At 44.1% G+C, this 24,788-nt stretch carries 25 protein-coding genes; 20 read left to right on the forward strand and 5 right to left on the reverse strand.

Annotated elements, in window-relative coordinates; genetic code table 11:
• The first annotated feature begins 33 nt into the window (after positions 1-33).
• The 8 genes from NQ542_RS09240 to miaA all read left to right on the forward strand — a co-directional run bounded on the left by NQ542_RS09240 (position 34) and on the right by miaA (position 8,242).
• Positions 34-1,206 (forward strand): AIR synthase-related protein, encoded by a 1,173-nt coding sequence (locus tag NQ542_RS09240; RefSeq protein WP_005635935.1) that lies wholly within the window; start codon positions 34-36, stop codon positions 1,204-1,206.
• Entirely contained in the window at positions 1,199-2,308 is a 1,110-nt protein-coding gene (prfA, locus tag NQ542_RS09245; protein WP_005635933.1) for a peptide chain release factor 1, read from the forward strand. The genes NQ542_RS09240 and prfA overlap by 8 nt, the downstream gene beginning before the upstream one ends.
• A gap of 35 nt (positions 2,309-2,343) precedes the next feature.
• Entirely contained in the window at positions 2,344-3,186 is an 843-nt protein-coding gene (gene pyrF, locus NQ542_RS09250) for an orotidine-5'-phosphate decarboxylase (RefSeq protein WP_005635931.1), read from the forward strand.
• Between the two features lie 89 nt (positions 3,187-3,275).
• Positions 3,276-4,331 carry a UDP-3-O-(3-hydroxymyristoyl)glucosamine N-acyltransferase gene (gene lpxD / locus NQ542_RS09255; protein WP_005635930.1) on the forward strand — a complete coding sequence of 352 codons (1,056 nt, stop codon included), beginning with the start codon at positions 3,276-3,278 and terminating at the stop codon, positions 4,329-4,331.
• A 39-nt stretch (positions 4,332-4,370) separates the two neighbouring features.
• A complete protein-coding gene (locus tag NQ542_RS09260; RefSeq protein ID WP_005635929.1) occupies positions 4,371-5,756 on the forward strand; it encodes a bifunctional UDP-3-O-[3-hydroxymyristoyl] N-acetylglucosamine deacetylase/3-hydroxyacyl-ACP dehydratase in 1,386 nt (461 codons plus the stop codon).
• Between the two features lie 96 nt (positions 5,757-5,852).
• Positions 5,853-6,638 carry an acyl-ACP--UDP-N-acetylglucosamine O-acyltransferase gene (lpxA, locus tag NQ542_RS09265; protein WP_005635926.1) on the forward strand — a complete coding sequence of 262 codons (786 nt, stop codon included), beginning with the start codon at positions 5,853-5,855 and terminating at the stop codon, positions 6,636-6,638.
• 131 nt (positions 6,639-6,769) lie between these two features.
• On the forward strand, positions 6,770-7,330 hold the full coding sequence (locus NQ542_RS09270; RefSeq protein ID WP_005635922.1) for an IS1096 element passenger TnpR family protein: 561 nt from the start codon (positions 6,770-6,772) through the stop codon (positions 7,328-7,330).
• Between the two features lie 3 nt (positions 7,331-7,333).
• Complete coding sequence (gene miaA / locus NQ542_RS09275) at positions 7,334-8,242, forward strand: tRNA (adenosine(37)-N6)-dimethylallyltransferase MiaA (protein ID WP_005635920.1); 909 nt, start codon at positions 7,334-7,336, stop codon at positions 8,240-8,242.
• A 79-nt stretch (positions 8,243-8,321) separates the two neighbouring features.
• Here miaA and NQ542_RS09280 read toward each other — a convergent pair whose 3' ends face one another.
• Together NQ542_RS09280 and NQ542_RS09285 are read right to left on the reverse strand one after the other, a co-directional pair.
• Complete coding sequence (locus NQ542_RS09280; protein ID WP_005635919.1) at positions 8,322-8,693, reverse strand: DMT family protein; 372 nt, start codon at positions 8,691-8,693, stop codon at positions 8,322-8,324.
• An 8-nt stretch (positions 8,694-8,701) separates the two neighbouring features.
• Entirely contained in the window at positions 8,702-9,457 is a 756-nt protein-coding gene (locus NQ542_RS09285) for a tRNA 2-thiocytidine biosynthesis TtcA family protein (RefSeq protein WP_005635915.1), read from the reverse strand.
• A gap of 150 nt (positions 9,458-9,607) precedes the next feature.
• Here NQ542_RS09285 and NQ542_RS09290 point away from each other — a divergent pair, with 150 nt between their 5' ends.
• The 4 genes from NQ542_RS09290 to NQ542_RS09305 all read left to right on the forward strand — a co-directional run bounded on the left by NQ542_RS09290 (position 9,608) and on the right by NQ542_RS09305 (position 13,516).
• Entirely contained in the window at positions 9,608-11,047 is a 1,440-nt protein-coding gene (locus NQ542_RS09290) for a tetratricopeptide repeat protein (protein WP_036724576.1), read from the forward strand.
• A gap of 11 nt (positions 11,048-11,058) precedes the next feature.
• Entirely contained in the window at positions 11,059-11,529 is a 471-nt protein-coding gene (locus NQ542_RS09295; protein ID WP_005635908.1) for an NfeD family protein, read from the forward strand.
• Positions 11,530-11,567: 38 nt separating this feature from the next.
• Positions 11,568-12,560, forward strand: a complete 993-nt coding sequence (gene floA / locus NQ542_RS09300; protein ID WP_005635906.1) for a flotillin-like protein FloA — start codon at positions 11,568-11,570, stop codon at positions 12,558-12,560.
• Positions 12,561-12,652: 92 nt separating this feature from the next.
• Positions 12,653-13,516, forward strand: a complete 864-nt coding sequence (locus NQ542_RS09305) for a nucleoside phosphorylase (protein ID WP_005635904.1) — start codon at positions 12,653-12,655, stop codon at positions 13,514-13,516.
• Positions 13,517-13,596: 80 nt separating this feature from the next.
• Here the strand turns inward: NQ542_RS09305 and NQ542_RS09310 are convergent, their stop codons facing one another.
• Together NQ542_RS09310 and NQ542_RS09315 are read right to left on the reverse strand one after the other, a co-directional pair.
• Positions 13,597-14,337, reverse strand: a complete 741-nt coding sequence (locus NQ542_RS09310; RefSeq protein ID WP_005635903.1) for a nitroreductase family protein — start codon at positions 14,335-14,337, stop codon at positions 13,597-13,599.
• A gap of 31 nt (positions 14,338-14,368) precedes the next feature.
• Positions 14,369-15,559, reverse strand: coding sequence for an AAA family ATPase (locus NQ542_RS09315; protein ID WP_005635901.1), 1,191 nt, complete (start codon positions 15,557-15,559; stop codon positions 14,369-14,371).
• Positions 15,560-15,672: 113 nt separating this feature from the next.
• Between NQ542_RS09315 and NQ542_RS09320 the strand changes: the two genes are divergently transcribed.
• The 7 genes from NQ542_RS09320 (at position 15,673) to NQ542_RS09350 (ending at position 23,352) form a co-directional block, all read left to right on the forward strand.
• Positions 15,673-16,794: a DUF362 domain-containing protein gene (locus NQ542_RS09320; protein WP_005635900.1), complete on the forward strand. Its 1,122-nt coding sequence runs from the start codon at positions 15,673-15,675 to the stop codon at positions 16,792-16,794.
• Between the two features lie 4 nt (positions 16,795-16,798).
• On the forward strand, positions 16,799-18,181 hold the full coding sequence (gene mnmE, locus NQ542_RS09325; protein WP_005635898.1) for a tRNA uridine-5-carboxymethylaminomethyl(34) synthesis GTPase MnmE: 1,383 nt from the start codon (positions 16,799-16,801) through the stop codon (positions 18,179-18,181).
• Between the two features lie 282 nt (positions 18,182-18,463).
• On the forward strand, positions 18,464-19,369 hold the full coding sequence (locus NQ542_RS09330) for a helix-turn-helix domain-containing protein (RefSeq protein ID WP_039849870.1): 906 nt from the start codon (positions 18,464-18,466) through the stop codon (positions 19,367-19,369).
• Between the two features lie 125 nt (positions 19,370-19,494).
• Positions 19,495-20,604: a site-specific integrase gene (locus NQ542_RS09335; RefSeq protein WP_081446978.1), complete on the forward strand. Its 1,110-nt coding sequence runs from the start codon at positions 19,495-19,497 to the stop codon at positions 20,602-20,604.
• A 296-nt stretch (positions 20,605-20,900) separates the two neighbouring features.
• Complete coding sequence (locus tag NQ542_RS09340) at positions 20,901-21,689, forward strand: hypothetical protein (protein WP_039849847.1); 789 nt, start codon at positions 20,901-20,903, stop codon at positions 21,687-21,689.
• Positions 21,690-21,780: 91 nt separating this feature from the next.
• Positions 21,781-22,071: a helix-turn-helix domain-containing protein gene (locus NQ542_RS09345; protein ID WP_005635886.1), complete on the forward strand. Its 291-nt coding sequence runs from the start codon at positions 21,781-21,783 to the stop codon at positions 22,069-22,071.
• Positions 22,072-22,128: 57 nt separating this feature from the next.
• Positions 22,129-23,352, forward strand: coding sequence for a primase-helicase family protein (locus NQ542_RS09350; RefSeq protein WP_005635884.1), 1,224 nt, complete (start codon positions 22,129-22,131; stop codon positions 23,350-23,352).
• Between the two features lie 134 nt (positions 23,353-23,486).
• Here NQ542_RS09350 and NQ542_RS09355 read toward each other — a convergent pair whose 3' ends face one another.
• Positions 23,487-24,341 (reverse strand): restriction endonuclease, encoded by an 855-nt coding sequence (locus NQ542_RS09355; protein WP_005635883.1) that lies wholly within the window; start codon positions 24,339-24,341, stop codon positions 23,487-23,489.
• A 209-nt stretch (positions 24,342-24,550) separates the two neighbouring features.
• On the opposite strand from NQ542_RS09355, the gene NQ542_RS09360 reads away from it, so the two are divergent.
• Positions 24,551-24,760, forward strand: coding sequence for a helix-turn-helix transcriptional regulator (locus NQ542_RS09360; RefSeq protein ID WP_005635881.1), 210 nt, complete (start codon positions 24,551-24,553; stop codon positions 24,758-24,760).
• The last annotated feature ends 28 nt before the right edge of the window (positions 24,761-24,788 follow it).

The raw sequence follows: 24,788 nt of genomic DNA on the forward strand, positions 1-24,788 counted from the left end.
AATAGTATCTTTGCAGACAAATTCACAAAAACAATGAGTGACCAACGTTATAATCTACGCGGTGTATCCGCTTCGAAAGAAGATGTTCACAACGCAATAAAGAACATCGACAAGGGAATCTTTCCCCAAGCATTCTGTAAGATCATTCCCGACATTCTGGGAGGCGATCCTGAATATTGCAACATCATGCATGCCGACGGAGCCGGAACCAAGTCATCTTTGGCTTATATGTACTGGAAAGAAACCGGAGACTTGTCCGTATGGAAAGGTATCGCGCAAGATGCTTTGATAATGAATATCGACGACCTGCTGTGCGTGGGCGCCGTAGACAACATATTGGTTTCCTCCACCATCGGACGCAACAAGCTGCTGATTCCGGGTGAAGTGATCTCCGCCATCATCAACGGGACTGACGAACTGCTGGCCGAACTTCGCGAAATGGGAGTCGGATGCTATGCTACAGGCGGCGAGACGGCCGATGTAGGCGACCTGGTCCGTACCATCATCGTCGACAGCACGGTTACCTGCCGCATGAAACGTGCCGACGTGATCGACAATGCGAACATCCGTCCGGGCGACGTGATCGTCGGGCTGGCTTCTTTCGGACAGGCCACTTACGAGAAAGAATATAACGGAGGCATGGGCAGCAACGGGCTAACCAGTGCGCGCCACGACGTTTTTGCCAAATACCTGGCAGAAAAATATCCGGAAAGCTTCGACAAGGCTGTCCCCGACGAACTGGTTTACAGCGGTGGCTTGAAGCTGACCGACCCTGTAGAGGGATCGCCGCTGAACGCAGGCAAGCTGGTGCTTTCTCCCACGCGGACCTATGCGCCGGTAGTCAAAAAACTATTGGATGCCTTGCGCCCAAATATCCATGGTATGGTACACTGCTCAGGCGGCGCACAGACCAAGGTAATGCACTTCATCGGAAACAATTGCCGTGTGGTCAAGGACAATATGTTCCCCGTTCCCCCACTGTTCAAGACGATCAAGGAACAGAGCGGTACGGCCTGGGACGAGATGTACAAAGTGTTCAATATGGGACATCGCCTGGAAGTCTACCTTTCTCCTGAGCATGCGGAAGAAGTGATTGCCATCAGCAAATCATTCAATATCGACGCACAAGTTGTCGGCCGTGTAGAAGAAAGCGACAAGAAGGAACTGATTATTAAAAGCGAGTTCGGTGAGTTCATATATGGCTGAGAATAACACGCTATTAGAGAAACTGGACGGATTGGTATCGCGCTTCGAAGAGGTATCGACACTCATCACGGACCCGAACGTCATCGCTGACCAGAAAAGATACGTCAAGCTCACGAAAGAATATAAGGAGCTGAACGAAATCATAAAAGCCCGTAAGGAATATATGCAATGTCTCAACGGCTTGGAAGAGGCCCGCCTGATGATGGCCGAAACCGATCCGGAGATGAGAGAAATAGCCCGCGAAGAAGCGGCTGCCTGCGAAGCGCGCATTCCGGAACTGGAAGAGGAGATCAAGCTGCTCCTCGTACCGGCCGACCCGCAGGACGACAAAAACGCCATTGTCGAAATACGTGGCGGAACGGGCGGTGACGAAGCCGCACTCTTTGCCGGAGACCTGTATCGCATGTACGTGAAGTATTGCGAGATGAAAGGCTGGAAAGTGGCCCTGTCCAGTTGTAGTGAAGGAGCGGCCGGCGGTTTCAAGGAAATCATCTTTACCGTGAGCGGAGAAAAGGTGTACGGGACCCTTAAATACGAATCGGGGGTACATCGCGTACAACGCGTGCCGGCTACCGAAACACAAGGACGCGTGCATACATCGGCAGCAACCGTTGCCGTCCTCCCCGAAGCAGACGAATTTGACGTGGAAATCAACGAAGGCGAAATCAAATGGGACACGTTCCGTTCGGGTGGAGCCGGAGGGCAGAACGTAAACAAGGTCGAGTCAGGCGTCCGCCTGCGCTATGTCTGGAAGAACCCGAATACAGGCGTAAGCGAAGAAATCCTGATCGAATGTACCGAAACGCGCGACCAGCCGAAGAACAAGGAACGCGCCCTCACGCGCCTGCGTTCGTTTATATATGACAAGGAACACCAGAAATATCTGGATGACATTGCTAACAAACGTAAGACGATGGTTTCCACCGGCGACCGCTCGGCGAAGATCCGTACCTACAATTATCCGCAGGGACGCATCACCGACCATCGCATCAACTACACGATTTATAATCTTTCAGCCTTTATGGATGGGGATATACAAGGATGCCTCGATCAACTGATCGTGGCCGAGAACGCTGAACGACTGAAAGAGTCTGAACTATAACATCATTTTTAGACTAATTTTTTACACGTAACAACATGAACAAGCAGCAATTATTCGAAAACATCAAGAAGAAGCAGTCCTTCCTTTGCGTGGGGCTCGATACAGATATAAAGAAGATCCCGCAGCATCTATTGTCAGAAGAAGATCCGATCTTCGCATTCAACAAAGCGATTATCGACGCGACAGCCGATTACTGCGTGGCTTATAAACCGAACCTGGCCTTCTATGAAAGTTTAGGCGTAAAAGGGATGCTGTCGTTCGAAAAGACTGTCGCTTACTTGCGTGAAAACTATCCCGACCAGTTTATCATTGCAGATGCAAAGCGCGGGGACATCGGAAACACTTCCGAAATGTATGCACGTTCTTTCTTCGACCATATCAAGGTGGATGCCGTAACGGTCGCTCCGTATATGGGTGAAGACAGCGTGAAACCGTTCCTGATCTATCAGGAAGCCTGGGTGATCCTGCTGGCACTGACCTCCAACAAAGGCTCGCACGATTTCCAGTTGACGGAAGATGCCAACGGCGAACGGCTGTTCGAAAAGGTATTGAAAAAGTCGCAGGATTGGGCTACAGACGAACAGATGATGTATGTGGTAGGCGCTACCCAGGGAAAAATGTTCCTGGATATCCGCAAACACGCTCCCAACCACTTCCTGCTGGTTCCGGGCGTAGGCGCACAGGGCGGAAGCCTCGCCGAAGTGGCTCAGTACGGCATGAACGACCAGTGCGGATTACTGGTAAACTCTTCCCGTGCTATCATATATGCAGACAAAACGGAGAATTTTGCCGCCGCAGCGCGTGAAGCAGCCCAAGCCGTACAACGCGAAATGGCAGGATATCTGCATGATAAAGGAATTATTCCCTGTAAAGCATAGGCTATCCCAATAATTTTCACCATTTTTGCAAACTGCCTTGAAGCAAGTCCGGGCAGTTGCATTTGAAATACATATAATAAGATTAAGTAATGGAGTTTTCAGCCCAACAAATAGCGAGCGTTTTAGGTGGAACCGTCGAAGGCGATCCTGAAGTGAAAGTCAACAACTTCTCAAAGATAGAAGAAGGTAAACCGGGGACATTGACCTTTCTGGCAAACCCCAAATATGAACATTTTATCTACCAAACTGAAGCAAGCATTGTTTTAGTAAACAATGATTTCACTCCCGCCGAACCGATAAAAGCCACATTGGTCAAGGTTGCCAATGCTTATGCTTCGCTCGCCATACTGTTGAATATGGCGGAACAGGCCAATGTCAAAAAAGCAGGTATAGACGCTACGGCGTTCATCGCCGGTTCGGCAACGGTCGGCGAAGGATGTTATGTCGGCAACTTCGCCTACATCGGCGAAGACGTGAAGATCGGCAAGAACAGCCGCATTTATCCGCACGCTTATATCGGCGACCATGTGACCATTGGCGATAACTGTACGGTCTATCCGCACGCGACCATCTACAACGGCTGCGTAATCGGCAACAACTGCATTCTGCATGCCGGAAGCGTGATCGGGTCGGACGGTTTCGGTTTCGCTCCAGAAGGCGATAACTACAAGAAGATCCCCCAGTTGGGTAATGTCGTACTGGAAGACGATGTCGAAATCGGGGCCAATACCACGATAGACCGCGCCGTTATGGACTCGACCATCATCCGCCGGGGTGTCAAACTGGACAATCTGGTACAGATTGCCCACAACGTGGAAGTCGGCGAAAACACGGTCATGGCAGCCCAGGTAGGCATTGCGGGTTCCGTAAAGATCGGCAGCCATTGCATGTTCGGAGGCCAAGCCGGGTTATCCGGACATATCCATGTGGCGGACCATGTGGTATTCGGTGCACAATGCGGCGTGATCAGCGATGTAAAAGAACCGGCAACCCTGTTAGGTGCTCCGGCTATCAACGCAAAAGCGTTTATGCGCTCCAGCGCGATCTTCAACCGCCTGCCGGATATGTACCGCCAGATGGGACAGATGCGACGTGAGATAGAACGACTTAAATTGGCTGTTGACAATGCGCGCAATGGCCAATGAACAAATCATAAATTATAAATCATAAATCATATAGATCGTATGCAGAAACAGAAGACGCTTGCCACGAGTTTCTCTATGCAAGGAAAAGGGTTGCATACAGGCTTGGATATCCAGATTACTTTCCACCCTGCACCCGAAAATCATGGATACAAAATCAAACGTGTTGACCTGGAAGGAGAACCTGTAATCGATGCCGTTGCTGAAAACGTAGCCGGGACCCAGAGAGGAACCGTACTTTCCAAAAACGGAATCCAAGTAAGCACCATTGAACATGCGATGGCAGCTTTATATGCCTACGAAATAGATAACTGCCTGATAGAGGTGAACGCACCCGAATTTCCAATTCTCGACGGCAGTTCCCGTTTTTTCAGTGAAGAGATTCAGAAAGCCGGTGTCGTAGAGCAAAACGCACCGAAGGATTACTATATCGTAAAGCACAAGATTGAAGTCAAGGATGAAGAAACAGGTTCATCCCTCATTATCTTGCCGGACGACAAGTTTAGCGTCAATGTTTTGATTTCCTTCAATTCGTCTGTGCTTTCCAACCAGTTCGCCACGCTGAACGACCTGAGTGAATTCCCGACAGAATTGGCTGCTTCCCGCACATTCGTGTTTGTCCGCGAAGTAGAGATGTTGTTGCAGAATAACCTGATCAAAGGTGGTGACCTCGACAATGCGATCGTCATCTATGACCAAAAAGTATCGCAGGAGGTGCTCGACAATCTTGCCGACAAGCTGTCTATCCCGCATAAGGACGTACAAGACCTGGGCTACATCAACAATAAACCGCTGGTATTCGACAACGAGCCGGCACGCCACAAGCTGATCGATGTGATCGGTGACCTGGCATTGATCGGCAAACCGATCCGGGGCCGCGTAATCGCTACCCGTCCGGGACATAAGATCAACAACCAGTTGGCACGCATGATCCGCAAGGACATCAAACAGAACGAAGTTCAGGCTCCCGTCTATGATCCGAACAGCACTCCGGTAATGGATATCAACCGTATCCGCGAACTGCTCCCGCATCGTTACCCGTTCCTGTTGGTTGACAAGATCATCGAAATCGGCGGTAACTATATCGTAGGTGTGAAAAACATCACGAGCAACGAACCTTTCTTTACAGGTCATTTTCCCCAGGAACCGGTTATGCCGGGTGTACTGCAAGTTGAAGCGATGGCCCAGACCGGTGGATTGCTCGTTCTGAATTCGGTAGACGAACCGGAGCGCTATTCCACTTATTTCATGAAGATCGACGGCGTTAAGTTCCGCCAGAAAGTCGTTCCGGGCGATACGCTGATCCTCCGTTTGGAATTGCTGGCTCCCATCCGCCGTGGTATTTCAACCATGAAAGGATATGTATTCGTAGGCGATAAGCTGGTCAGCGAAGCCGAATTTATGGCACAAATCGTAAAAAATAAATAAATCAATGATTTATGATTTCAGATGTATGACTTATGGTAACGACATGATACGATAAACCATACATCCGAAATCATAAATAATAAATCATAAATCATTATGAACATATCCCCTTTAGCAGTCGTTCATCCCGAAGCTAAAATCGGTCAGAATACAACAGTCGACCCTTTCGCCGTAATCGAAAAAGATGTCGTGATCGGTGACAACTGTCGTATCTATTCGCACGCGACTATTTTAGACGGTGCCCGGATCGGCAATAATTGCCAGGTATTTCCCGGAGCCGTTATTGCCGGTATCCCTCAAGACCTGAAATTTAAAGGAGAAATTACAACTGCCGAAATCGGAAACAACACCATTCTCCGCGAATGCGTGACCGTCAATCGCGGAACAGCCTCTAAAGGCAAAACCGTTGTCGGCAACAATTGCCTGATTATGGCCTATTCCCATATTGCCCATGATTGCTTGCTGAAAGATAATATCATTATCGGCAATGCTTCACAGATAGCCGGAGAAGTAGAGATCGACGACTTCGCCATCGTTAGCGGTGGTAGCCTGGTTCACCAGTTCTCCCGTATATCCAAGCACGTCATGATACAAGGCGGTTCCCGGATCGGCAAAGATATTCCTCCTTATACCCTGATCGGACGTGATCCGATCGTGTACTGTGGTATCAATATCGTAGGATTACGCCGTCGCGGATTTACCAACAGCCAGGTATTCTTGATCCAGGATATCTACCGTACGCTTTATACACGCGGCCTCAACAATACGGAAGCTTTGAAAGCCATCGAAACCGAATACGAGCCCAGTGAAGAACGGGATCTGATTCTGAACTTCATCAAATCATCCCAGCGCGGTATCGTCAGAGGTTCGATCGATGAATAATAATGTGCCAATTTGAAAATGTGCCAATGTGCCAATGAAAGAATGAATTTTATGGGGTATATTGGCACATTATTTTATTGCCACATTGTTTTTTTTACTACTTTTGAACCAACAAAAAACTAATAACGACTATGGTATTTAGATTTTTAATTCTATCAGATGAAGTTGACGACTTCAAACGTGAGATCAAGATCGACTCAGAAGCAACATTTCTGGATTTGTACAATGCCATTATGGATTCTGTAGGGTATACAAAAGACCAGATGTGTTCTTTCTTCATCTGTGATGATGACTGGAGCAAGAATACGGAAATCACATTGGTTGAAATGGATACTTCTTCCGAAGTGGACAATTATATAATGGAAGATACACGTCTGGAAGAGCTTCTGGAAGACGAACACCAGAAGTTGCTTTTTGTCTTCGATTATATGACTGAACGCGCTTTCTTCATGGAACTCCGTGAAATCATCCCAGGCAAAGATCTGGACAAAGCCGTATGCAGCAAATCTATCGGCGAAGCACCTGTTCAGATCATGTCGTTCGACGAAATGGACGCCAAAACAGGTAACACCGAAATAGGTGAAGATTTCTACGGCGATTCCGAATACGATATCGACGAACTCGATAAAGAAGGTTTCGACGGGCTCGGCGACGGACCGATGGATAACCCATACGACGACGAGCGCTTTTGATTAATGAACTCTCTTGTCATATTATTGGGGCCGACAGGAGTCGGCAAGACAGAACTGAGTCTGCGTGTAGCAGAGCATTTCGGTTCTCCGATCATTTCTTCCGACTCCCGTCAGCTTTACAAAGACCTTCCGATAGGCACAGCCGCCCCTACGGTTGAACAGATGGCACGTGTACGCCATTATATGGTCGGCACATTGTCACTCACCGATTATTACAGCGCAAGCAGTTTCGAGGAAGATGTGATGTCTCTACTCAGGGAACTCCACCAGACACATCCGACTGTCGTTATGACAGGTGGTAGCATGATGTATATCGATGCCGTCACAAAAGGGATCGACGATATCCCCACCGTCACCCCCGAAATCCGAACCGCCATCTACAAGCAATTTGAAGAAGAGGGCCTCTCCCCTATCCTTGCCGAGTTGAAGGAAACAGACCCTATACATTATAATGAAGTAGATCGAAACAACTACAAACGCGTAATCCATGCCGTTGAAATCTGCCGCATGACCGGCAAACCCTATTCCTCCTTCCGTACCAACACCCGAAAAGAACGGCCGTTCCGTATCATCCAGATAGGACTTACCCGCGACCGTGAAGAACTTTACGATCGCATCAACCGCCGCGTAGACCAAATGATGGCCGACGGCATGCTGGAAGAAGCACGCCGCGTTTATCCTTTCCGCAAATTGAACTCCCTCAACACTGTCGGCTACAAAGAGCTGTTCAAATACCTGGATGGCGAATGGACATTAGATTTCGCCATTGAAAAGATAAAACGCAACTCTCGTGTTTACGCTCGCAAACAAATGACCTGGTTCAAACGGGATACTGACATCCGATGGTTCCATCCGGATGAAAAGGAGGCGATACTGTGCTATTTAGACGCCACCCTCAACACCCGCTTGTGACACAGGGCGTTTTTTCCCTATCACTAATCCCAAACTTCTCTATCACTGTCTCGTCCTGATTTGAAGTGATACTAAAATCTTATTTCTTAAACACCAGATAAACTGCCGCCACCAGAAACAGGAAAGCCAGCGCATGGTTCCACTTAAACGATTCGCCTTTGAAGGCAATCGAACTAAAACCGACAAAGACAACCAGCGTAATCACCTCCTGGATCACCTTCAATTGGATCAGGTTAAAAGGCCCGCCATTATCACGGAAACCCATCCGGTTTGCCGGGACCTGAAAACAATATTCAAAAAACGCTAAAAACCAGCTGAACAAGACAACACCGATCAACGGCAGATGCTCGAACCAACTGAACTGCTGCTTCATCTTCAAATGTCCGTACCAGGCACACGTCATAAAGATATTGGATGCGACCAATAACAGAATAGTATAAAATCCTTGCATGAGATGATTTATGATTTATGATTTATAATTTTAGGAAGATAGTCCTCCTGAATATTCGACATACTGCTCCAAAGGCTATAGCGCGCCTCAGGGTTGATCGCCTCCAGACGCGACAATACCTCCTTCATATCCGAACGGCTGGAGCCGGATTCGTACGGGCAATTCTTGATCTGTTTCCGATATCCTCTCCACACAGCAATCCGGGTCAAATCTTTCTCCTCCACCAGACACATGGGGCGGATAATCTCCATATCGAACTTATCCATCTTTAGGCGCGGTGGCATCGTTCCGATCGCTCCCTGGTGGATCATGTTCATCAGAAGGGTTTCGAGAATATCGTCCTGATGATGCCCGAGGGCGATCTTGTTGCAACCATGCCTCTTTGCAATATCGAACAAGGCTTTCCGCCGCGTCCAAGAACAAAGGAAACAAGGAGACTTGCGGGTATCGGTCGAAGCGTCGAAGCTCGTCTCATGCACGAAAAAGGAAAGGCCGTGCTCATCTGCCCGGCTTTTCAGGTAGTCAATATCCGAACGATAAGGGATATTTGACATCACGATATGCGTCACGATCACCTCGAACCGAGGCCGGAATATCTTGGAACGGCGTCCGAGCAAGTCCACCAACGCCAACGAATCTTTTCCCCCCGACAATCCGATCAATATACGGTCACCATCCACAATCAGACCATATTCGAATATCGCCTTCTTGACTTTCTCTTCTACTTTACGAAACAGGAGTTCCTCTTCTGTCAACTTTGCCATACTTTATTAATTAAGAATTAAAAATTAAGAATAAAAAAATAAGGGTTTTGATTCTTGATTTTAATTCCTATTTTTGTAATCGGACACAAAAGTAATGATTTTAGATTTATGGATTATAAATCTAAAATCAAAATCATAAATCATAAATCAATGAATTGGTTATCTAATAAACTGTTTTACACAATAGGAATCACGTTACTCTGCGGCGGGCTGCACGCACAAAGTCTGGCTGAAGCAAAAAAATTATACAATGAAGGTAAGTACGCGGAAGCCAAACCTGCCTTTGAAAAGCTGGTCAAACAAGCGCCAAGCAATTCCTCCTATAATCATTGGTATGGTGTCTGCTGCTACGAGACCGGTGATCTGACCGGTGCGGAAAAGCATTTGAAAGTAGCTGTCAAACGCAAAGTACAAGAAGCATACCGTTATATGTCCGAAGTCTACTACAAGACCTATCGTTTCGACGAAGCCGGAGAAATGCTGGAAGAATATATCAACCTGCTGGCAAAGAAAAAGCAGGATCCGCAATCGTTCGAAACCAGGCTCGACTTGGCAAACAATGCACAACGCATGATGGAAAAGGTGGAAGATGTTCAGATCATAGATAGCTTGGTCGTGGACAAAGACGATTTCCTTTCCGCCTATATCCTAAGCGAAGAAAGCGGCACACTCGATTCCTACAAAGATTTTTTCCAGACAAACGAGCCAGTGAGCTCGACCGTCTACAAGAACCAGAAAGGCGACAAGATTTACTATGCTCATTCGACAGACGGCGACCGTTATTGCCTTTTTACCCAGTCCATGCTTATGGACGAATGGGGGGACGAGAAACAATTACCGATGAACATCAACAGCAATGACGATGACAACTACCCGTTCGTCCTTTCCGATGGCGCCACGATCTATTATTCTTCCAAAGGGAACGGTTCGATTGGCGGTTATGACCTCTTCGTCACCCGCTACAACATCAATTCCGACACTTATCTGGCTCCAGAGCAGTTGGGCATGCCGTTCAATTCGCCCTACAATGATTATATGATGGTCTTCGATGAAGTGAAAGGATTGGGATGGTTTGTATCCGATCGTTTCCAGCCGGAAGGAAAAGCCTGTGTCTATCTCTTCATCCCGAATCCAGAGCATAAACGGGTGGAGAGCGAAGACATAGAAGTGAAACGCGCCCGTGCAGCGATCACTGCTATCCGAGATTCCTGGAAAGAAAGTTCCGACTATGCCGACCTGATTCGTCTGTCGCACACAGAAATACCTTATGGAGAGAAAAAGATCGAAAAGGATTTTGAATTTATCATCGGTAATAATATTGTCTATTACAAACTGGATGACATCAATAGCCCCGAAGCTAAGGGCTACTACGAAAAGGTGGTTGCCTTGAACAAACAGATCAAAGAGCTGAATGAAAAACTCGACGGCCTGCGCGTCTCTTACGCCGAAGGCAACAAGGCCCGCAAAGAGCAACTGAAGCCAACCATCCTGCAAGCAGAAGAGCAACTGAACGCCTTGTTGGAACAGCCCGGCGAGTTGGAGAAGAAAGCTCGTAATGCCGAAATCAATTATCTGAAAAACAAACGATAAAACAAGGCTCTATGATATTCGAAATGCTTATTATCGCCTTCCTAATGGTTGTAGCCATTGTGCTTATCCTGCTGGAAATATTTATGTTACCGGGTATCACAGTTGCCGGTGTCGGAGGATTCCTTTTTGCTGCCGGCGGCCTGTTCTATGCCTATTCGGTCAGTACGCCGATCGGCAATGTAACATTGGCGGTATCATCGCTTGTGTTCGCGGCCTCTTTCATCTGGTTGTTGCGTTCCAAATCCTTCAACCGGGTGGCTTTGAAAACCGACATCGATTCCAAGCTGGTATCCAGCCGCGACTTGGGAATCGTGCCGGGCGACGAAGGGTTGACACTTTCACGCCTCGCCCCAATCGGGAAGGCCCGCATTAACGGGATCACCGTAGAAGCCAAATCGATGGACGAGCTGATTGATGAAAACACGCCGGTCGAGGTAATACGCGTCGATGGCTACAATGTAATCGTGAAAATTAAAAATTGAAAAATAAATCATAATTCATAAATCATAATTCTACTCACATGGAAATGACCTTTGTACCTCTCGCCCTTTTGGGAGCAGCGATATTGCTGCTGGTAATTTTCTTTTATTATGTGCCGTTCCTTCTGTGGATCTCGGCAAAAGTTTCAGGTGTCAACATCTCGCTGATACAGCTCTTCCTGATGCGTATCCGTAACGTGCCGCCTTATGTCATCACCCGCGCCATGATCGAAGCCCACAAAGCAGGTCTGAAAACGCTGACCCGTGACGAATTGGAAGCACACTACCTGGCAGGCGGACATGTCGAAAAGGTTGTCCATGCCCTCGTTTCCGCATCGAAAGCGAATATTGACCTCCCTTTCCAGATGGCAACCGCTATCGACCTGGCAGGACGTGATGTATTTGAAGCCGTGCAAATGTCGGTCAACCCGAAAGTCATCGACACACCTCCCGTTACAGCCGTTGCCAAAGACGGTATCCAGCTGATCGCCAAAGCACGTGTGACGGTTCGTGCCAACATCAAGCAATTAGTCGGAGGTGCCGGCGAAGAAACGATTCTGGCCCGTGTCGGCGAAGGCATCGTATCCTCTATCGGTTCGTCTGAAAATCATAAAAGCGTGCTGGAAAATCCGGATTCCATCTCCAAGCTGGTTCTCCGTAAAGGTCTGGATGCAGGGACTGCATTTGAAATCTTGTCCATCGACATCGCTGATATCGACATAGGCAAGAACATCGGAGCTTATCTGCAAATGGACCAGGCTCAAGCCGACAAGAATATCGCCCAAGCAAAAGCTGAAGAACGCCGTGCCATGGCCGTTGCCGTCGAACAGGAGATGAAAGCCAAAGCACAGGAAGCCCGTGCGAAGGTTATCGAAGCCGAAGCCGAAGTTCCCAAGGCCATGGCTGAAGCTTTCCGTAATGGCAATTTGGGTATCATGGACTATTATAAGATGAAGAATATCGAAGCAGATACCAGCATGCGTGAGGCAATCGCCAAACCGTCAAATGCACCTTCGAAACCATTAAAAGACTAACAAGGATTTATGATTTCAGATTTATGATTTATCATCAACACATAAATCATAAATCTGAAATCATAAACCTAAAATCATAAACCTGAAATCAAATGATCGCACCTTCCGAACTTATCATTAATCCCGATGGCAGTTGCTTTCACCTGCATCTGAAACCGGAACAGCTCGCCGACAAGATCATCATGGTCGGCGACCCCGATCGCGTAAACACCGTCGCTTCCTACTTCGATACGAAAGAATGTGAAGTGTCGAGCCGTGAATTCCATACCATCACCGGCACTTACAAAGGGAAGCGCATCACAACACTTTCACACGGCATCGGAACCGACAATATCGACATCGTCCTGAATGAACTGGACGCTTTGGCAAACATCGACTTTGCTTCTCGTACCATCAAACCGATATTTCGGCAACTGACAATGGTACGTGTCGGCACTTCAGGAGGATTGCAACCGTTTGTTCCTGTCGGGACCTATGTGGCAGCAGGAAAATCAATCGGGTTCGACGGAGTTCTGTATTTTTATGCCGGCTCCGAGAAAGTGCGCGACAAGGCTTTCGAATCAGAACTGATGAGACAATTGAAATGGAAGCTAAGCGGCATCCAGCCCTATGTCGTTTCCGCCGATCCATCCCTGGTCAAGCAGATCACACAAGACGATATTATCCGGGGAGTGACGATTGCAGCCAACGGCTTCTACGGTCCGCAAGGCCGCAAGCTCCGCTTGCCGCTCGCCGATCCGGAACTGAACCGTAAAATAGAAGCTTTCGAGTTCAACGATAGCCGGATTACCAACTTCGAAATGGAAAGTTCGTCTCTCGCCGGACTGTCCGCCTTGATGGGACATCGTGCCATGACCGTGTGCTGCATTATTGCCGGTCGGGTGGCCCAAGACATGAATACCGAATACAAAGGTTCCATGACCGGCCTGATCGAAACGGTATTGGACCGGATCTAAAAGAAAGCTATGCATTATAGTTGCTAACCCTATGGGTTACGCAGGTTAAAGCATAGGGTTAGCAACCACAACGCATAGGGTTACAAAAAGCCTTGCCCTTTCAAGACTTTCAGTAATACGTCGGAGAAATATTCATTGTTGGCCTTCGTATAACGTACATCCGTAAATACCTGGGCCAATGTTTTCTTATCATTCTCCCGTACAAATTGTTTATTTACTTCCAACTCTTCCTTATCGTGGTATAAGGCATCGATAGAAGCTGACGTATAATCCGTATAAACCTCCTGGTGAACCACCGCTCCGAGTGGCAAGCGTTCCACCTGTTCAGGCATTCCGTCGGGATAGCCGACCGTGACTGTCACGATAGGGACAACCAAGCGTGGAAGCGACAAGGCATCGATAATCTTATCTGCGTTATAAGCCGTCGTTCCCAAATAGCAGATTCCCAATCCTTTTTCCTCTGCTGCCGTACAGAAACTTTGGGCAAACAGCATCGCATCGATAGTCGAAGCGATAAAAGTCTGGAAATTATCGAAACCGGCCACTGCATCGCGCAGCTCCGCCCATTTTACAAAACGGTTAGCATCGGCACAGAAGGTGAGCACGACCGGAGCCGCCGTAATCATCGGCTGATTGAAATGGGCAGGAGCCAACTTTTCCTTATTTGCCTTATCGCGGGTAATGACCACACTATACAGTTGCATATTCCCCGTATTGGATGCACGGGCAGCAACCTCCAGCAATTCATTCAACAAAGCATCCGGAATGTCCTGAGTCGTATATTTACGGATCGTCCGTCTGTTTTTCATATTTTCCAACATAGCTTACATATTTAGTTGATGACAAAATCAATCAATAACAAAGACCGAGTGCCCAGACAGGTATTTTGTTTCCTACACTTTTAGGCTGTCCGTGTATAGCGGCAAACGCATTTTCCACATTCTTGATACGCTCATAATCCATCAACGGATCACCGATCATGAACGTGTACTTTTCATTCACACGATAATCTCCATTATGCAAAAGCTCCACAGTCCCGCAATTAGACATCTGATCGACGAAAAACGTCTCACCCACGTAAACCCGCTCCATCTCCCGGAAAAGACTTGCCATCAGATTCGTGTTCGCCAGGAAAGAGCGATACGAACGGGCCAGTGTGCCGTCTTCTTTTCTGACTTGTAGAATGCGGAGCACCCCTATCTCTTTTATATAACCCAATAACCGGTGTATATGTGTATTATCCGCCTCATATTTGGATGTCAAAGCCTGCATGCGGGGAAATTCCGGAGCTTCTTGGGCAAGTTGAATCAGCAATTGTTTCATCTTCCGGAACATGGCATTATTCATCTGTCGAATGGCGGGAAGGTCCACATCGATCGAATCTCGCACCAAATCCTGCAAACGGAAATTGAAGGCATCCGGATCTTCCCAATAAAAAGGATAGCAACCATGTTCCAGATAATTCCGGAAAATGGGGACTATGTTTACTTCATCCATCACCTGTTGCGTCACTTCCGCATGGTTAAGCAAAAGTTCGTCCAACGGGACCGGTTTGAGATCCAACGCACCTTCATAGGACAAATATTCACGGAACGACATGGTATGTAACGTATACCAATCGCCTTTCCCGTCAAAAGGCATCTCCGTCTTCTCTCCTTCAACCAGCAAAGGTGCAGCAAACACTATCTGCATATCAGGATAATCGTCGTGTAAACACTCTATCGCCTGTACCCAGCTACCATATCGATGGACATTATCTAGAAAAAGATGCCTGCCCCCCTCTTCATAAAATTGCCTGACCGTTTCGGACAACATGCACCGTTCCTGAAACCATATATTATCGAGAGGCAAATACAGGGCTTCATGAGAATCGCCATAAGCCAATTTGATACGCTGCAACAAAAGCGTTGTTTTTCCCACCCCTTTCGCTCCAAAGATACCGATCAGCCTCCTGTCCCACTTGACCTGTCGGGATAAGTAACGCTGGAAACCCAGATTTACGCCTTTAAGTAACTGCTCATGGTTTAACCAAAACATGTCCATAGTATAACTGATTTGACACAAAAATAATATATAAAAGCCAATCTACAAAACCAACAACTTACAGGAAGAATAGTTTTTTTCGTACCTTTGTCCCTATAAAAACCAATAAACAAATGGAAACGTCTAAAGTTTACTTTACCAATCTCCGTACGACCCCGTCCAGTAACTTGTTGGACAAGATGGAACGTCTCGTAAAACGTGCGGGCATAGCAAACATTGATTTCCAGAATCAGTTTGTAGCGATCAAGATCCACTTCGGCGAACCTGGTAACCTGGCCTTTATCCGGCCAAACTATGCAGCCCGGATGGCCACGTTGCTTCGCAACTTAGGGGCGAAGCCTTTCCTGACAGATTGCAACACCTTGTACTCAGGCCGTCGCGCCAATGCAGTAGACCATTTGGAAAGTGCAATGGAAAACGGTTTCAACCCCATTTCCGCCAAATGCGACGTGATTATCGCCGACGGCCTGAAAGGGACCGAATACCGTGAAATCGAAATCGACGGTGAATATTGTAAAGCTCCCAAAATCGGTTCCGCTATTGCCGATGCAGATATCATTATTTCTATGAACCACTTCAAAGGACACGAGCAGACCGGATTCGGCGGCGCTTTGAAGAACCTCGGCATGGGATGCGCCAGCGTAGGTGGAAAACTTGAACTTCACTCGGCATCACAACCCAGAATCGACATCGAAAGTTGCAAGGGTTGCAATATATGCGTCAAGCATTGCCGCCACGATGCCATTCATTTGAACGCTTCCCATAAAGCAGAAATCGACTACGGAAAATGTGTCGGTTGTGGCCAGTGCGTAGCTCTTTGCCAATACGACGGAGCCGTCATGGGTGAAGGCGACACGTCTGAACGTTTAAACTACAAGATCGCCGAATATACCAAAGCTGTCTTGTCCGGCAAGCCGAATTTCCACATCAGCTTTATCATGAATGTCTCACCTGAATGTGATTGTTGGAACCACAATGATGCAGCGATTGTGCCAGATCTGGGCATCGCCGCTTCTTTTGATCCGGTCGCATTAGACAAGGCTTGTGCCGATATGGTGATCAAGGCCCCGATCCTGGAGACTGGTAACCGCCTTTCAGACGCTCCGCATCACGAACATCTGGAAGGTTGCGACAAATTCCACCTCATGCACCCCGACACGAACTGGCAAGCAGGACTGGAACATGCTGAAAAGATTGGTCTTGGAACACAGAAATATGAATTAATAACTGTATAGACTAATGGAAGATACTATCTGCGCCGTATCAACTGCCCCCGGAGCCGGGGGGATTGCCGTCATCCGCATCTCCGGACCGGAAGCAATCGCAATCTGCAACACGATATTCGTACCGCGTACAGCAGGAAAAGGCCTGCTGTCACAGAAAGCCTATACACTGCGTTACGGTAGTATCAGGCGTGGTGAAGAGCTCATAGACGAGGTGCTGATCGCCCTTTTCCGCGCACCTCATTCTTTTACCGGCGAAGACACAGTAGAAATTACCTGCCACGGTTCCGTCTACATCCAGCAACAAATCATGCAACTTTTGATTGAAAGAGGTTGCCGCTCCGCCCTCCCCGGCGAATATACGCAACGTGCTTTCATGAACGGCAAGATGGACCTGAGCCAAGCCGAGGCGGTCGCTGACTTGATCGCCTCGACCTCAGCCGGTCAACACCGCTTGGCATTAAACCAGATGCGCGGTGGTTTCAGCCATGAATTAAAGAACTTGCGCGAACAACTTTTGCATATCACTTCTTTGATGGAACTGGAACTGGATTTCAGCGACCACGAGGAGTTGGAGTTCGCCGACCGTAGCGAACTCAGCACATTGGCGGCCCATATCGAAACAGTCATATCGCGTCTGGCCAACTCTTTCAGTGTAGGAAACGCGATCAAGAATGGCATTCCTGTAGCGATCATAGGTGAGACAAATGCCGGAAAATCGACTCTACTGAACGTCCTGCTGAATGAAGACAAAGCGATTGTCAGCGACATCCACGGTACAACCCGTGACGTCATCGAAGACACGATCAACATCGGAGGGATCACTTTCCGTTTCATCGACACCGCCGGCATCCGCGAAACGCACGATGCGATCGAAAGTATCGGTATCGAACGGACCTTCCAGAAGCTTGACCAAGCAGACATTGTCCTTTGGATGATAGATGCAGCCGATGCTTCTTTGCAGATCGCCCAATTATCCGAAAAGATACTACCTCGCTCGGAAGGTAAACAGCTGATCCTCGTTTTCAACAAAGCCGACCTGCTCACCGATCGCCAGTTTAAACCGACCGACCTTCCCGAAAACGTGCAATCGATCTTCATCTCGGCTAAGAAAAGAGAGCATATCGACAAGTTGCAGGATCTTCTGATCCAAGCTGCTCATATTCCCTCTTTGTCCTCAAACGACGTCATCGTCACTAATATCCGTCATTACGAAGCCCTAACCCACGCCCTCGAATCCATCCACCGTGTCCAGGAAGGTTTATCCGCCAATCTTTCCGGAGATTTCATCTCCCAAGACTTAAGAGAATGTATCTTCCACCTCTCAGATATCGTCGGAGAAGTCACTACAGACCAGGTATTAGGGAATATATTTGAGAGGTTTTGCATCGGGAAATAAGGTAGTATTACAAACCATAAACATCTATCATATTTAATTAGTAAGGCGTTCATTTTGAGCGCCTTTTCTTTTTGCCTTCATACCATATAATAATGGTTTCTAATGGTTTTTCATTCATTTTTTGTGTCGATTTTGTACCGCATGGGCTGATTTGGGTATTTTGCGATTTGCAAAGTAGTAGAGAGATTTCAATATGGTACAATATAGTTCAATATGATACAACTATTTGCATCCATAATTGGAGTAATAAATATAGTGTTTAACATAAAAAATGAATGTAAAATGGCAGCAAGCAAAATTAGAATTAAGAAAATCTGCGAATACTGCGGACAAGAATTTTATGCCTTGAAAACATCTACACGCTTTTGTTCAAAATCATGTAATGATAGGGCGTATAAAATGAGACAGAGAGTCAATACTGTTAAAAAGGCAGAATCAGAAAATCTAACAGTATCTCAAGAACGTACCTTTAGTGTAATTAATCAAAAAGAATATCTTTCAATAAAAGAAGTTGGAATACTTTTAGGTATCACATCAAGAGCAGTATATAATTATATTTATAGTGGACAACTGAAGGCAATAAAATTGAGTACAAGACTTACCATTATACATAAGTCTGACATAGACTCAATGATGAGTTCTACCCCTTATGTAAAACGAAATAGAATCTTTCACACTCCTATTACTGATTTTTATACCACCGCTGAAGTTGCAAGTAAATATGGAGTAAACGAATCATGGATATTTAAAGTAGGGAAAGAACAAAATATACCCAAAGTTTTCAAAAGAGGAAAAACATACTGGAGTGCTAAGCATTTTGATAAATATTTTGCATCTAAAGCACCGGACTCCAACATTACGGAATGGTATTCTGTAGAAGATCTAACGGAAAAGTTTGGCATGACAACAAGTGCTATATATTCTTTTGTTTCCCGATTTGCAATTCCAAAGAAAAAAATCAAACGGCAGGTATTCTATTCAAAAAAACATGTAGATATTGCCAAAGGTCTTGCTAAAGCTGAACCAGAATATTATACGACAGCCGAAGCTATGGAAAAATACAATCTCACACGTGACCAATTGTATCACTATGTAAAATGGCATCATATCAGTAAAGTGCAGGAAGGGAAATATATCAAGATATCGCGCAAAGAGCTTGATGATCTGCTTGCTCCACCTTCGATTTAATGTTATTTACTGGTTATCCTGTGGTTAACTTTAAAATAACCACATCACCAGGAATACACTTGTTTATTTTGCTATCACCACAATAAGAATTAAACCTGAATATAAATTTTAATACATTATATATTATGAGACAACAAACATGTACTACTGTAACACTAAGACAACGCCCTATCAGAAACGGACGAATCTCTCTTTACTTGGACTACTACCCTGCTGTACGTAATCCTAAAACAATGCAACTGAGCAGACGTGAATATTTAGGATTTTACATTTATGCAACCCCCAAAAATGCAATTGAGCTAGATTACAATAATGAAATCCTAGCTAAAGCCGAACTTATCAGATGCCGCCGACAAGAGGCTGTAATCAATGAAGAATTTGGATTTATGGACAGACACAAAATGAGAGCCGACTTTATGGCATATTTCAAAGAAGTATGCCGTAAAAAAGATCATAAATGGCATATTGTTTATCTGCACTTTGAGAAATTTGTCAATGGCAAATGTATGTTTGGAGAAATCACTGTTGACCTATGTAACCGCTTCCGAGACTATCTTCTTCATGCAAGGCAACTAAAACATACAGATAAAATGGTTTCCCGTAATTCAGCTGCCAGTTATTTCTCATTATTCCGAGGAGTTTTGAAACTTGCATATAGAGATAAATATTTACGTGAAAATCCCAATGATTTTCTTGAAAAGATAGAAAGTAGGGATATTCATAAAGAGTTTTTAACACAAGATGAATTAAAGACTCTGGCTTCAACTCCATGCGATATACCTGTATTAAGAAATGCATCCCTTTTCTCATGTCTTACCGGATTACGCATCAGTGATATATTGAATCTTAAGTGGGAAAACTTATGCACAGCCCCCGATCTGGGACATTGTATTCGTCTTCGTACGCAAAAGACACAGACAGAAGCCCTACTACCTATCAGTTATGAAGCATACGCACTTTGTGGAGAACCGGGCACAGGTAAAGTGTTCAAAGAATTGCGCCGTTGCATGACTGGATACCCTCTTAAAGCATGGATAAAGAAAGCTGGTATTCAAAAACATATAACATTCCACTGCTTTAGGCACACATATGCTACACTACAGATCGCAGCCGGTACAGACATCTTCACAGTGTCAAAAATGCTTACTCACAAGAATGTTGCAACAACACAAATCTATGCTGAATTAGTAAGTGAAAAGAAAAGAGAAACTGTCGATAAAATATCACTAAAGTAATATGCAATAAAATTGCATATCTGAAACAAACATGCAATAGTGATCAAAAGTTTTATATGCATAGCCGTTGAGAAAAATCGAAGTTTCCCAACGGCTTTTTCATTTATGTAACAATACAAAATACAGTTAAAAATGTAAATTTTCTTTGTTCGTTTTTTTATAAGTATGATTGGCGATTTCACGAAGTATGATACTTATATTATATTAAAAACCAGACATTTTGTAATCATTTCCTTTAATTTCTGATACTTCAAAAATATATTTGCATCAAAATCAATAACAAAAAATCACTAATTATGAAAAGATTAAATTTATTCCATTTTGCTGTAATATATGTAACTGCAATATGTTCAATTACCTCAATTCCCAGATATCTGATATTGAAAGGAAACTCTCCACATAGTCTAGATCTTGTATTATACTCACTCTTCACTACCCTACTTTTTATTACAATCATATTTATGGTTGAAACAGCTTACTGTAAATATATTGTACCTACAATATGTAATTTTATTGATGTATTACAAGATCAAAGAAGTAAAAGGATTAACAAAATACAGGGAAATACGAAAAGGAATGGTAGACTATCGATGAAACTATTTCATAAAACCATTGATGATGATAAAGAAAAGACAGAAAATTCTATATTGTACTCTCATGAGGAAGAAGTAAGATTGGATAGAGAACGTATCAAAAAAGAAAAAGATGATACAATAAAAGAAGTCATGTCTTATTTTGAAGCTACTTTCAAAGATATACTGACAAGCAATGAAATGAGTGTCATGAAAGAAAATATTATGGCCTTAAACAATAAAACAGAAATAAAGACAGCTGTATTACGTCGTTTGAATGGAGTTACATCAAAAGATTTATACCATTTAGCTAGAAATATCGGGAAACGGTTAGGATGCTCAAACATGCAAATAGCACATTTCATCAAAAAAAGTTTTCAGCTTATGCTTGAAGATACTGAGATACTGACCATTTCAAGCAAACTCACCTGTAATGAAGGCCGGTTTACTATAAAAATTATTCCTATCGGAACACCGCTCGTTGCACAGTCTCTTCCCCTTTCAAAAGATTAATATAGAAAAAACATTACTATCCATTGGTTAACTTATAATCCACCAGTTAACCAATAATACACCATCTTTCTTTGCTGAAAATCAATTTAAAATGATGAAGATGAAATTAAATTTCGAGGAATTACCTCAAGCCACAGCTTTTCTATTGGAGAAGGTGGAAGAACTGACGATTTCTATTAATGAGATGAAGCAGTTATTAAAGAGACAGACAGCAGCAAAGGAAGAAATGATTGGTATTAACGAGGCTTGTGAGATACTCAGTCTGGCTAAGCCAACGGTTTATGCTCTTGTTCAGGCAAATAAAATTCCCTATTATCAACCTGGGAAAATGCTTAAATTCAAACGTACCGAACTTATGGAGTGGATGGAAAAAACCGATTGACAAAGAGAGCCTATACAAAGAGATACAAAAAGGAGTAAAACATAAGCCAAAATCAGGATGGGAGGAATTTTAGATATGGGAAAAATTGAAATGACAGATGAATACGTAAGAGTTGGTACCACACTCTATAAAATAGTTTTTCAGCCTCTTATTAATGGCACATTTGCGAAGCGTAGAGTCCCTTGGAGTATGGGGACTTTACGTTATGATCATGGGAAAGACTTCATAGCAAGTGTTCCTAAATACGATGGTTTCTGTACAGTTCCAAGTCACGTAGATTATAAGAGGAATATTGGCTCGTTCCTTAATCTGTATGAGCCGATTACTCATATCCCTCAAAAAGGGAAGTTTCCACATATACAAGAACTTATTCATCATATATTCGGAGAACATTATGAGTTAGGTATGGATTACTTTCAGCTTCTTTATCTCAACCCTGTGCAGAAACTGCCTATTCTCCTTTTGGTTTCGCAAGAAAGAAACACCGGTAAAAGTACCTTTCTGAATTTTCTGAAAGCAATCTTTCAGGATAACGTCACATTTAACACCAACGAAGATTTTCGTAGCCAGTTCAATGCTGATTGGGCCGGCAAATTACTCATTGGAGTTGACGAAGTGTTGCTTAACCGTAGAGAGGATTCTGAACGATTAAAGAATCTAAGTACAGCAAGTGTATACAAGATTGAAGCAAAGGGTAAAGACCGCTGTGAAGTGCAATTTTTTGGTAAATTCATCATGTGTTCCAATAATGAAGATACCCCTGTTCTTATAGAACCGGGAGAAACACGTTATTGGATGCGAAAAATTAATCCTCTCAAAAATGATGATACAAGTTTTCTTCAAAAACTTATCACGGAAATTCCAGCATTCCTTTACTTTCTTCAACACCGTCAACTCACTACGGACAAAGAAAGCAGAATGTGGTTCAGTCCGCAACAGATACATACGCCAGCTCTCGACAGGATTATCAATTGTAGCAGGAATCATACAGAAATAGATCTCGCTGAAATCTGCATAAATATCATGGATACCATGAGCCAGGATAAATTGACTTTCTGTATTAATGACATTCAACAGTTATTAATGCTTAGTAATATCAAGGTTGAAACCTATCAGATTCGAAACATTCTAAAAAGGAACTGGAGACTTACACCTACTGACAATTCTCTTGCTTATTCAACCTTCATAAAAAACTTCCCTCCAGGCCCACCGTATCGAGAAGAAAAGAAAACTGGCCGCTATTATACCATTACAAAAGAATTTCTTAAAAAGTTCCGATGATTTGATGAAATGATGAATATTGTATTTAAACAAAAGGGAATGAATGATTTATAACTCATCAAATTTTCATCATAATTCAGCATAAAGACTCAATGTTGCTTTATTTGAGGCATTGAGTCTTTTTTTCTTCCCTATTATTTAAATAAATCCTTAATAGTTTTTCCTACGAACAGCACTTCTTTATTAATTGCATTTTTTAGTATTGCCTTTGTTATATTTTGTGCATCAATTTTAAATTGTTTTATTTCTGTATGATTTTCTTCCTCAAATTTCACTTCTTTAATCTTAATGTCTCCCCATTCTGTTTTTACATAAGCATCCTCAAAAGGATAAACATAGCCATCATCTTGCTTGGAATTTTTAGGCAACCCATCTTCCAATTTTTGTATATCTGCAATAATCTTACCTTCAGAATTCCTAATCGTATCCTCCTTAGTAGTTAAAGGGATATGGGTAGCATTAATCCATTTACCACAAACGGGGGAACAGAGCCAATCTAATCGTTGCTTATATGATTGGATATTTAAATCATGTGCTTTAGCCCAATCTTCATCAACCTGAAAAAGTCTATGTCTAACAGAACTATCAATAGTTAATGTGGTTTCAGCAACAATTGCCTCTCCATCTTCTGGTTCTCTTAATTCCATTAAATCAATTCCGTAATGCTCACCATATTTCTTTGCCCCCTCTTGATAACCCTTCTTGGTAACCATAATGCCTTTTACTTCTTCCAAGTCATAAAGGACACCAAAAAAGTCTCTCACTTTACCAATAGATACTGTATGGTTATAATTCTTACATTCTATTGCAATCTTGAATATAGTATTATCATATTGATATTCCCAGTATACATCTATTTGATGCTTCTGGCCTGACTTTCCTATCAATTTCACATTATGCATAACCTCTATATTCTTTACATACAAATTCTTCAAAATCTCATTATAAATCTCTTGAGCAAATTTCTCATATTCAATATTATCATTCATAAAAATCAATTTTAAGATTGTCTATATTTCAAAAGTAAACAATTTATCTTAATCAAAATCTCCTAGATACATTGTTTTCGACTATAATACAGTATGAAATTGAATTATACGCAATAAAATTTCCTTTTACGGCTAATTATTAATTAAAACTCAATTGCTTTTTTAGGCAAAAGGATTATATTTGTATAATTGTTAATTAAAGATGAGATATGTCCAACAAAAAAATAAACCGAATCAAGGTGATGCTAGCCGAGAAGGAAAAGACCAATAAATGGCTGGCAGAACAAGTGGGGAAAGATCCTGCTACCATCTCCAAATGGTGTACAAATACGGCACAACCCAGTTTAGAAATGCTACTTCAAATAGCTAAAGTGCTTAATGTGGAGGTTAAGGACTTGCTCAGAGAGTCTGATGAATAAGATTTCTATATACTAAGTATTCTCAAAT

Origin of the sequence: Parabacteroides merdae ATCC 43184, from assembly GCF_025151215.1 — a bacterium.
GTDB classification, from domain to species: Bacteria; Bacteroidota; Bacteroidia; order Bacteroidales; family Tannerellaceae; genus Parabacteroides; species Parabacteroides merdae.